Source organism: candidate division WOR-3 bacterium (genome assembly GCA_026418155.1).
GTDB lineage: Bacteria > Hydrothermota > Tepidihabitantia > Tepidihabitantales > CAIPLT01 > JAOABV01.
This window is the reverse complement of record JAOABV010000016.1, coordinates 1-11,800: the sequence shown is the minus strand read 5'-3', so window position 1 is coordinate 11,800 and position 11,800 is coordinate 1. Positions and strand designations below refer to the sequence as shown.

At 34.2% G+C, this 11,800-nt stretch carries 7 protein-coding genes and 1 riboswitch; of the genes, 4 read left to right on the top strand and 3 right to left on the bottom strand.

Features of this window, described 5'->3' with window-relative positions; all coding sequences use genetic code 11:
• The 3 genes from N2201_03355 to N2201_03345 all read right to left on the bottom strand — a co-directional run.
• A partial coding sequence (locus N2201_03355) for an oligosaccharide flippase family protein (protein ID MCX7785253.1) occupies positions 1 to 1,538 on the bottom strand: 1,538 nt, incomplete at its 3' end.
• Positions 1,535 to 2,935, bottom strand: a complete 1,401-nt coding sequence (locus tag N2201_03350; GenBank protein ID MCX7785252.1) for an O-antigen ligase family protein — start codon at positions 2,933 to 2,935, stop codon at positions 1,535 to 1,537. The genes N2201_03355 and N2201_03350, both read right to left, overlap by 4 nt.
• A gap of 58 nt (positions 2,936 to 2,993) precedes the next feature.
• Complete coding sequence (locus N2201_03345) at positions 2,994 to 4,220, bottom strand: Wzz/FepE/Etk N-terminal domain-containing protein (protein MCX7785251.1); 1,227 nt, start codon at positions 4,218 to 4,220, stop codon at positions 2,994 to 2,996.
• 1,166 nt (positions 4,221 to 5,386) lie between these two features.
• Between N2201_03345 and mutM the strand changes: the two genes are divergently transcribed.
• The 4 genes from mutM (at position 5,387) to N2201_03325 (ending at position 11,170) form a co-directional block, all read left to right on the top strand.
• Positions 5,387 to 6,229 carry a bifunctional DNA-formamidopyrimidine glycosylase/DNA-(apurinic or apyrimidinic site) lyase gene (mutM, locus tag N2201_03340; GenBank protein ID MCX7785250.1) on the top strand — a complete coding sequence of 281 codons (843 nt, stop codon included), beginning with the start codon at positions 5,387 to 5,389 and terminating at the stop codon, positions 6,227 to 6,229.
• Positions 6,230 to 6,510: 281 nt separating this feature from the next.
• The gene (locus tag N2201_03335; protein MCX7785249.1) at positions 6,511 to 7,764 is read left to right on the top strand and encodes a T9SS type A sorting domain-containing protein; all 1,254 of its coding nucleotides are present in this window, start codon (positions 6,511 to 6,513) and stop codon (positions 7,762 to 7,764) included.
• 39 nt (positions 7,765 to 7,803) lie between these two features.
• Positions 7,804 to 8,619, top strand: a complete 816-nt coding sequence (locus N2201_03330) for an SDR family oxidoreductase (protein MCX7785248.1) — start codon at positions 7,804 to 7,806, stop codon at positions 8,617 to 8,619.
• A gap of 279 nt (positions 8,620 to 8,898) precedes the next feature.
• Positions 8,899 to 9,118, top strand: a riboswitch (cobalamin riboswitch).
• Between the two features lie 72 nt (positions 9,119 to 9,190).
• The gene (locus N2201_03325) at positions 9,191 to 11,170 is read left to right on the top strand and encodes a TonB-dependent receptor (GenBank protein MCX7785247.1); all 1,980 of its coding nucleotides are present in this window, start codon (positions 9,191 to 9,193) and stop codon (positions 11,168 to 11,170) included.
• The last annotated feature ends 630 nt before the right edge of the window (positions 11,171 to 11,800 follow it).

Genomic DNA, 11,800 nt, shown 5'->3' with positions numbered 1-11,800 from the left:
GCGAAATAAATAAATCTTTTAAGTTCACTTCCTAATAAAACCTTTATTAAATGTCGCTCACTTCTATTAAATAATTTAATAGTAAAGTAAAATCCATACAAAATGAACAATAATAAAATTGCAATCTGAAAGATATAATTTGCTGAATATATCTTAACGAAAAACAACCCGACCAAAAGAATAATTCCCCCAATTAAATGCATAAGTAAATAATTCATCTTAATTTTATTTTTTTTCCCAATAAAGATAGCACTCACTCCTCCTAAGATGATATATGCGATTATATAACTTAGACCTAATCCGTTTAATTGAAAGTGCTTTATAAGACTTGGTGTCGGCGCGATTATTACTAAAAACCAGATTAAGTTTAATATTGTGGCAAACCATAATTGATTTGTTGATATTAAATAGTAGCCAAAGACATAGCCGAAACTTGATATAAAGGAAGCGATAGATAGCAATATCAGAATTGATTGCACTGGGTAATATGATTTCCCATAAAAAAGGAGAATGATTTCTTTAGAGAAGAAACTGATAAAAAAGGCGAGGGTGATGACAATCAAATCTACTCCGAAAATAGTTTTGATTAAGAAATTATTTAGTTTCATTTCGTCTTCAATCGCCAGTTTTGATGCCAGGGGAATAAATGCTGTGCCGACCGCGGTAGGAACAAAGAGAATAAATTGGGTTAGGGAATATGCAATATTAAAAAATCCGACTGCACTGAATCCTTGTAATCGACTCAATATTGTTGTCAGGATGGTTAAGGCCGGAGTCATAACTAATCCTGAGAGAAATATGGGAAATGCGGTCGATAATAACTTTTGCCAATACAATTTGGCACTGTTTTCTTTACGAAATTCTTTTAAGGATAACGATTGAGGAAAGGCAAACAAATTCAAATCACCACGAATCTTTTTAAGGGTTAAAATCAGCAAGAGAGAGGTAATAATACTATTTATTCCTTGTGCGATTACCGGTCCTTTAAGGCCCAGAAATTTTGTGCTGGGAATTAAGATAATTAAACCGAAAATTGATGTGAACATTGAAAGAAGCGACAATTTCTTAAATTCGGCTAAACCTTGGATAATTGCATTGCCGTATTGATTAAAGGAAAAAACCAATAAGGCAATAACACTAAGTTGGATTAAGGGAATAAGTTTGGGTTCGTGATAAATCGATTTAGCAATCGGAATAGAAAGAACAAAATAAAGGATTGATAATATTCCTATTATGAGAAAATTGAGGACCAATCCTAAAATAATGAATTTATTAGTTTCCACACTACCCTTTTTTAATTCGATTTCTGGAATCAACTTGACGATTGCGGTGGGAATACCAAAACCCGTGAAAAAGAGCATCAGTAATAATAAGTAATTTATTATTGATATTATTCCGAGATTATGAGGACCTAAAGAACGCGCAAGAAAAATCGAGGTAAAGACGCCAATAAATTTATTTACTAATAAAGAAATGTATGAATATCCGCTGCCAATAATTAATGATTTTCCTGGCGGTTGCTGAGTGTTTTCGGTCATAATGATTTCTTAATCTCGTTAAGACTTTTTTCAATTTCCTGGGCTCTGATTTCAACAATTGCCATTAGTCCAGCCCAAACGAAATTAAAACGATAACCAACTAAGATGCCACATTGAAGACCACTGATGGCTAAGGCAATAAAAGAGAAAAAAACTGAAGAACCAATAATTTTATCTAAAAGCGTATCGGCATTTTTTAATACAAACCAAGCCCGCCTCAAAAAATAATATAAAAGAATTAAAAACACCATAGTTCCGACAATGCCCGTTTTCCAAATTAACTGCATATAGGTATTATCTAACCAATAAACATTAAATCGACCCAGAGTGGGAAAATATTGATAGCGCAAAAAATCAGCCAATCCTACACCGAAAAGAGGTGATTGGCCGACTTTTTCTATTACATATCGAGATAACTCTGCTCGTGCTAATAAAGAAACATCGTATTCTAAAATTTTAAAACTGGCGAATCTTTCGCTCAATAAATTAGAAACACTGAATAGCCCCTGCAGTAACATAAATCCTAAGATTCCAACCATAACCACAACTAAAATTGGCAAAAGATAATTTAAAAGATGGGTTCGTCTTAAAACTTCTTTCATAAAATAAAAATACTGCAAAATAATCGCTAAAGGAACTAATATCCATAAAGCCCGGGTTAATGTTACATATACTGCTATTGCCATGGGAATAATTAATAAAATTGCGATTGCTCGGATAATTTTCCGCGGATAGTATAGCATACAAGCAAAGAGTAATGGAATCGTAAAATTAAAAATATGTTGTTGGTCAGTGCGAAATCGTGCCATTCCCCTAATCATCACAAATTCAAAAAGATAATATAAACTAACAATTAGTGCACTAATGATTATAGCCATAAGGATATGTTTTATTTGGTCGGTTGAGAGGTTACTTTTTACAATTATAAAATAAATCCCCCAAGCCCAAAACATCATCAGTTCGTCAAAAATCAATATTTTCTCGCGCTCTTTTAAGATTCCGATGATACCAGAAATCAGAACTACTATGAGAAAGGCAACTAACCAATATCCAATCTTGCCAATCGAACGATTTGATGTTTCGTTTTGTAAAAAGGCAATAACCAATAATAATAAGGCGACCAGCGGAAATATTTCTTCGACTTTAAGTATTAGTCCTCTACCAGTAGGCCTGGGTAAAACAATTGTAATAATAAGCGAAAGGATTATTACTGCGACCGGTAAATCGGGATAGACGATAATAAAAATGAGCGATGCTAAGCTGGCAACTGTTGCTAAAGAAATCTTGGCAGGAGACAAAACAACAATAAGAAAAAGGATTATCTGTAATATTAAAAATATTGCGAAGGGAATGCGTTTAACAGGTAAAGATTGATTTAATAATGTTCCGGTAGACATTAATTTCTTTTGGATTAGAAGTCTTTAAATTTGAGGTGCGCCTTTATATAGTCGGAAGTTATTTTTTATTTTTCGGAACATAATGTTTCATTCTCAGTGGCCAGAAACTATTCTTTAAGGTTTGTGCCATTGAATTCAATTCTTGATAAAGGGAACTTTTTTGTTTTATATTTTCCCAATATTCTATTCCAAAGGATAGTAAGACACTGGCCGTGAAACTGATTACCAAGGCAAAGAACACAATGATTTTTCGTTTAGGAAAACTTCTTTTTTCTGGCACGCGGGCATAATCCAGAATTGTGATATTAGGAGTATCGCGGGCTTCTAAAATTTTTGCCTGTTCGTATTGTTGCACGAGCAAAGTATAAATCTCGGATTGGACGCGATAATCTCTTAATCGACGCGCATATTCTGCAGATATTGCCGGTATTTTTTGAAACGGAACCGCAAAACCAATACCAAATCCTTTGCCGCCTTTGCCAAATTCAATGTCTTTTAATAAGTTCTGGAACTCGTCAATCTCCCGTTTTAATGATGAGACATAGGGGTTATCCGGTGTTGCCATATCTTCGGTGACGCCTAATTCAATTTCCCGCTTTAATAACTCGGCTTTTAATTTTGCATAAGTCTCAATTACGGCTTTAGTTTCTTCATCAACTGAGACTATCTTATGGCGTTCTTGAAATACTTTGAGGGATTCGGCAGTTTGTTTGAGTTCAGCATCAGCAGTAACTAATCTTTTTTCAATAAACATTCTCATACTCTTACCCCGACTCATATTAGATTCTTTTAAGAAGCGGTCAACTTCTTCAATATAAGCATTAGCAATATCTGCGGCTAATTGAGGTTTAGGCGCTTGGACAATTATTTTTACTACACCTTCTTCAGAAACTCTTATCTCGGTAGATTTGGCAAGCATTTTTATTGCCGGCTCAACGCCTTTTTTTACCTTATAAACCTTTCTCAAGTCATACTTATCAACAATCCGTTCTAAAATCGTTCGACTTTGTAAGATTGCACCGATTAAATCCGAGGGTGTCGAACTTCTAAAAAAACTTCCTGCGCGGGCTAAACGACTTAAACGCGGTATTGATAAACCAGTTGAAGACAGAACGCCGAAAACATCAGTTTCTTCAGAAGGCGGTAATATTTGAGCAACTGCTTTATACTTTTTCGGTAAGATTAAACTGATAATTGCGGCGGCAACCGTTACAATCAAGACATTATAAATAATTAACTTTCGATATTTTACTATAACCCTAAGGTATTTTAGAAACTTTTCCATAATTAGTAGTCTAAATTAAAACAATCGTAATGTCAATATTGAACTGAAATAAGAAATCAGAGAAAGTGTCCCTGAACTTGCAAAAGATTGAAGATATTTTGGGATTTCATCTTTATTTTAATTTAAATAAAGACCATATCGGTCAGTGTATTCTTGAGCAAAGATTGATTTATTCAATAGCCTATCTGTAATTAGGGCAAGGTAGTAAGATATAATATCAACTAAGGGTTTAATTCTATTCGGTCACGGGTCAATTTTTTCTTAGTGCTTTATAATTGATAAGGACTGTAGTTAGTATTGCGTCTTTTATTCTTAAATAGACTTTAAGATTAATTTTAGATAATCTCAAAACTTATTTCACATAACATTATAATTTATAAATCTCATAAACTGTATATTATCTCTTGGACACATTGCAATTTTTGCTAATTTCAAGACCTGTTTCACATATCCATTATAATTAAATCTCATAAACTGTATCGTATCTTTTGGACCTATTGTACCATTCGGTTGACGGGTCAATTTTTAGTGCTTTATAATTAGTTGGTTTAGCGTCTTTTATCCTTAAATAGAACTTGAGATTAATTATAGACAACCTCAAAACTTATTGCGGACAACAATTATGATTAAATCTTACAAACTGTATAGTACTTCTTGGAACATTACAATATTACATTGACAATTTTTGCTCACTCCATATAATCTTTACTAATATATAATAATTCAAACAATGCTTGAACCATCTAATCTTTTGTTACAATTTATATAATAATTTCGGAACAATGTCTGAGCGACATAATCTTTGCAACCAATTATATAATTCAAATAATGCTTAAATCATTTATCGTTGTTACAATTATATAATAGTTTCGGAACAATATGTGCCCAACATAATCTTTGTAACCAATTATATAATTCAAAGAATGCTTAAATCATATAGTCGTTGCTACAATTTATAATAATTCAGAACAATGTTTGCCCGACATAATCTTTGCTACCATTTTATATAATTCAAACAATGCTTGAATCATCTAATCTTTGCTCCAATTTATAATAATTCAGAACAATGTCTGAACCAGAGGCTCATTGCTAAAAATTATATAATAATTAAAAATAATGTCTGAACCAGGTAATCCTTTTTATAATATTTATAATAATTCAAAACAATGCCTGAATTACCAGAAGTTGAAACGATTAAACGAGAACTAAAGCCGTTAATAATCAATAAGAAAATAACTAAAGTTAAAATTATCCGTCCAGATATTATTGGTTATCCTTCAGTTGGTGATTTTGAAAAAGGAGTTATCGGTAAAAGAATAACTAATCTCGTGCGTAAGGCAAAATACCTGATTTTCGAGTTAAGCAATAACAGTCAAATGATTATCCATTTACGACTATCCGGTCAATTGTTGGTTTGGGAAAATAGACAAAATGCACCTAAACACGAACGCCTCAGATTCTATCTTTCTGATAAAGCAATTTTAAGTTTTGCTGAACCGAGAGTATTAGGCAGAGTGTATTTAGTGCCTAAGAATAAATATCCGGATGTTTTGAATGGACTAAAAACATTGGGGTTAGAACCCATTGACCGCAGATTTGATTATAATTATTTATATTCTAAACTTAAAAACCGTAAAGCAACCATAAAAAGTCTACTCTTAAATCAATCGATTACTGCTGGAATTGGCAATATTTATTCGGACGAAGCATTATTTCTTGCGGGCATTCATCCTTTACGCCGAGCCAATTCTTTAACTGAAACAGAGATAGAAAAATTGAGTAAATCCCTAAAAAATGTTCTTCGGGTTGGTATAAAATCAAAAGGAACATCAGTCTCAGATTATTTAAGACCAGATGGTAGCGAAGGGAAATATCAGTTTCGTGCATTTGTTTTTGACCGAGAGGGTGAGCCTTGTCGGATTTGTAATACTAAAATCGAGTTCGCCAAAATCGGCAATCGTCGAACCCGCTTTTGCCCGAAATGTCAACCGTATAAGAAGGGGACTTAGAAAAATCATAAAAATGCGCGAAAGTCACAAAAACCCGATTTGAAAATAAAACACGAAGTTTAGTGATATCATGATAATAATTCAAGAATAAATTGTGCGATTACAATTATTCGTGTTATAGATATCTCTGTTTAATTCTAAACAGGTTTTGAATTCGTATTTATTTAGTGCTTTCGTGATTAAATTAATTTTTATGATGTCAAGAATGAAATCCTTGACTGCACTTTGATTTTTTATACTCTTTAAGTGAGTGCAAGGGAAAAACCTTGCAAGGAGGCATTATGGATAAAAGTAATATTGTGGTAATCATAATGCTTGGTGTGTTGGCGAGTTCAGTAAGCGCTGATACGACCTATGTTAGCGGGATTATTAATACCAATACGGTCTGGAATCCAGCAGGCAGTCCGTATGTGATAACTGGAAATGTGCTGGTTAATACAGGGGTCCGACTTGATATTCAGCCTGGAGTAAAAGTTCTATTTACTGCAAATAAATATATAATGGTAAAAGGCACACTTAAAGCAATTGGAACCGCGCAAGATTCAATCACTTTTACTGCTATAGATACGCTTCAAAGGTGGGGCCGGCTTTGGTTTAAGCCTGAAGCGTTTGCTTGTAGTCTAAAATATTGTAAAATTACATACGCCTGTAGTAGCGCGGTTCGTAACGAAGACACGCTCTACATTGGTTATAGCAGAATAACTAACAACTCTGCTGTTTCTGGTGGCGGCATCGACAATTCTGGCACAGCGACAATCACCAATAATACAATATCTAACAACTATGCTGATTATGGTTATGGTGGCGGCATCTACAATTATTATTCTGGCACAGCGACAATCACCAATAATACAATAACTAACAACTCTGCTGCTGGTGGTGGTGGCATCTGCAATTATTATGGCACAGCGACAATCACCAATAATACAATAACTAACAACTATGCTGATTTTGATGGTGGTGGCATCTACAATTCTGGCACAGCGACAATCACCAATAATACAATTATTGATAGCACTGCTTCAACAATAAGAAATGATTATGGTTCTATTAGACTTAATTATAATAATCTAAATAATCTGAGACCAACCGGATACACAGTTTATAATAACTCTGCGGATACAATCAATGCGCGAAATAATTACTGGTTTACACTTGATACTAATGTAATTAAGCAAAAGATTTATGATTTTTGGGATGATTTTACTTCAGGTGAGGTCTATTATCGACCATTTTTGACTGCGCCAATTGGAATTGAAGAAGAAAATCCTAAACCGATGGATGTTTGTCCATCTCGCACTATATACTATCCGCTAAAAATATGTCCCAATCCCGCAAAGTCGTATTTTATTGTCCGTTGTCCGTCAACCATTAGCCAGATAAGAATTTATGATATAACCGGCAAACTGATTAAAGAAGAAAAGTTCAAAGGTTCCAAAGAAACAAAGGTCTTTCTTGCTGATATTAAAACCGGTATCTATTTTGTAAAGGTTAACGATGCGATGCTAACCGAAAAATTGGTCATAACAAGGTAACCGATATATAGGATTTCAAAATTAAAAGAAGGAATATTTATGGAGATTTCTCAAAATAAAGTTGTGTTAATTACCGGTGCATCATCAGGTATTGGCAAAGCCTGCGCAATACATCTGGCACAACATAATTATATTGTGTTTGGAACTTCACGAAAAATAAATACCTTGACGCTGACTGACCAAGGTTTTTATTTACTACCAATGGATGTTACCGATAACACTTCAATTCAGGAAGGTATATCGTTTATCATTAAGGATAAAGGCAGGATTGATATTTTAATCAATAATGCCGGAATGGGTATTGCTGGGCCCATTGAAGAAACGGGTGACGACGAAGCATTAATGCAATTGAATGTTAATTTAATTGGTCAGTTTCGGGTTACGAAAGCAGTCCTTCCTTATATGCGAAAACAAAATGCAGGGTTAATTATCTTTATCTCTTCGCTTGCCGCAGAAATCGGTTTGCCATATCAGGCATTCTATAGTGCAAGTAAATCTGCTCTTAATAATTTTGCCGAAGCCTTACAAATGGAATGTCCTTTTATAACCGTGGTGGTCGTTGAACCCGGTGATTACAAGACCGCTTTTACTGACAATCGAATATTGGCCAAAGGATATAATCCTAAAACATCTTATTATGAAAAATGCCAAATAGTAATAGAAAAACAAAATGAATTTGAAAGAAAAGGCGGCGACCCCAAAGAAATTGCTGAACTTATCTTGAAAATTATTCAGCGAAAACGCAAAAAATTTTATTACGGTATTGGCCGGGATGCTAAATCTTTATTGATTTTAGGAAAAATTCTTCCGCGACGCTTCTTATTAAAAGAAGTGGCAAAACATTACGGACTATAAAATATATTGTCATAACTAAAAATTTTCTAAGTCAGAAAACTACTTTTGTATCTCACAGCAATAAGAAATTCGTTAAAATCATTTGGTGTTAAAAACATAGCATCTTGGGTAAATTGCAATGGCTAATAGCAAACGGGTAATTGTGTTATTTACTATATTTTCGTAATTTCTAAATAATAATCCGGCTAACGAATCCCTCTGAAATTCTTGACGCTTCCTCCTTTTATAAAAACTTGACTTTTTCTGGTGTTTAAATATAATTATGCATAAATTCTGAAGGAAGTCCGTGTTTAAGCGGACCCAGTTCTTTGAAGAGAATTGGGCAGGGAAGGCTGTGAAAATCAGCCACGGTCCCACCCACTGTAAACGGGTACAAACTGCTGTCTGCCACTGTCAAAACATATACAAACTAACCCTTCAGCATTTTGAAAAGACGGGAAGGCAACAGCAATAACTGAAACCGTGAGTCAGGAGACCTGTCCTTCAGATTCGGCATACAAGTATGTGGTTATAGCAAATAACCGTATACTTATAGCCAAATTTAAATCGCCTTGTGCGGAAAGGATGATTTATGATTACCAAAACACCCTTATTTCTCCTTTTTTGTTTAATTCCAACTTTGTGTTTATCTCAAGAATTAGTAACGGATACGATTTTTGTCACCGCCAGTAGAATCAAAAATAATCTCTATTCTTTGCCCATAAGTACACTATTTATTTCCCAAGACGAAATTAAAATTAAGACATTGGGTGACATTGCTTCCATCTTATCTGGAACTGCTGGTGTTGATATTCGAAATTATTCTTTGATTAATGGAGCATCAACTATCAGTCTTTTGGGAGCGACAAGTCAGCAATCGCTATTGTTATTAGACGGTTTAGCAATAAATTCTCCGTCGCTTGGCATTGCAGATATCGGACTATTTCCTGTGCATAACCTTAGTCGAATTGAAGTTGTTAAAGGACCAATCTCAAGTTTATATGGCGCTAATGCATTAGCCGGTGTTGTCAATTTGATAACTCAAAATCCATTTGCTATTACTAAACCGATAGAATATAATCTCGGCATTAACTATGGCTCTTTTCGAACATCAAATATCAATATTTCACTTAAGAGTCGTTTTGATAAATTAGGCACAATCTTTGATATTTATCGCAGTCAGACCAATGGTCTACGAACTAATGATGACTGTTTGACCCAAGGTTTTGGCATTAGTAGTGGTTATCATTTTAATCAAACGAACCGCATCCGAATCGACTTAAGATATACGACAAAAGAACTTGGTTTACCCGGTCCCAAACCTAATACTGCTAAAATACCATTATATGGTGATAGAACCGCCACTTCTTGTTTTAACCGACAAAAAGATACTTTATATCTCATAAAATTATTGAGCGATTTTGAACTAAGACCAAAATGGCAGATTAAATTCAACGGCTATTATTCACTAAATAATACCAACTTTAAATGGGTTGACCAATTTAGTCCTGATACTTCGTTTTATAATGACTTTTATTCGTCAAAAGTGATTAATCTAAACTTATTGAATAATTATCAGTTCTCGGCAGTCGGCAATATTGTTGTAGGTATCGATTACGAATATGATAAATTTTCTGCCCAAACCCAAGATACTTTTTGGCATCCGCGACAATATAAATTTGCGCTATTTTCAGAAGGAACTTCTGATTTTAATCGAATCTTTAAACCCTTTGTCAGTTTAAGATTTGATTGGCATCCATTGTTTCAAGAATTTTTTAGTCCGGCCTTAGGTTTGACTGCAACGGTTACTCCTGAATTGAAATTTCGACTTCATGTAGGGCGTGCTTTTCGTGCACCAACAATGAATGACATGTATTGGCCCAAATCAGCTTATATAGCAGGCAATTCAAAAATTAAACCAGAATACGGTAATACAGGACAACTGGGCTTCGATTTCAATAATAGCAATTTATCTTTGTCCGCCACAATGTTTGCGCGAAAGATAAATAACTTAATCAGTTGGCTACCATTGAACGGCGATACCTGGCAGCCATTTAATGTTGATACCGCAACTATTATTGGCCTGGAATTTACCGGTAAAATAGGACTTATGTCCGGTGTCTCATTTAAGTATTCCGGGACAATTCAATATGCTGAACAGATTCGGAAAGAAATGATATTTGATGATTGGTTTACACAACAAAGAGAATTTGCCTATAAAAGAAGAAAACAGGCTTATGTGCCTCAATTCACCTTTTCGCCCAGTTTAAACATTGAAAACGATTTAGGAACGACGATAAATATTAACAGTAGATATGTAAGTTCGCGATATAATTACTATCCTATTTATGACTCTTTACCCCAAATTATACTGCAGACCAAACAACTCCCGGCTTATTTTGTTTTTTCTTTACATATTAGTCAGAGGATATCACAAAATCTAAATCTTTTTATAAAATTAGAGAACTTATTTGATACGATGTTTTCAGAACAATTTGGTAACAGTCTTAATGATTTTGATTATCCACGACCCGGGCGTTGTTTATTTTTGGGTTTAGAAATTAAGAGTTAATAATAAGAGGTACATTATAGATATTGTAAATGTTTGGAAAATCTGGTAAATTAAAGATAGGTATATTCTTTTCTCCCAGTTTTTTAATGTTTCGTCCTGTTGTTTTTGTTAATAGATAATCTCAGCAATCAACTCAGTTATACTTTTCCTTTAACCAGAGATATTGTCAATATTGGAGAAACCCCGGTAGAGTCAAGACCGTCGTATTTCTTTACGAGATATTGTCTATGTCTTGGAAAATTCTGGTAAATTAAAGATAATTTACATTCTTTTTCTTCAGTTTTTAATGTTTCGTCCTGTTGTTTTTGTTAATAGACAGTCTCAGTAATCAAACTCGATTATACTCTTCCTTTAACTATAGATAGATATTGTTGATGTTTGGGGCAATTATAATAAATTAAAGATAAGTATATTCTTTTCCCACCAATTTTTAATGTTTTATCCTACTGTATTTATTAATTGACAATCTCTTTAACCATTTCAATCATACTTTTATTTTAACCACCGGCCTAACTGACCCTTCCGGTCACCCAAGAGGTAAGCCGGTCGGCAGGCCAGGGGGCAAGCCAGGGGGCATACCCCTCGGCAACCCTCCGGCATACCCTTCTGCCCGCCCAACCTACAGATACT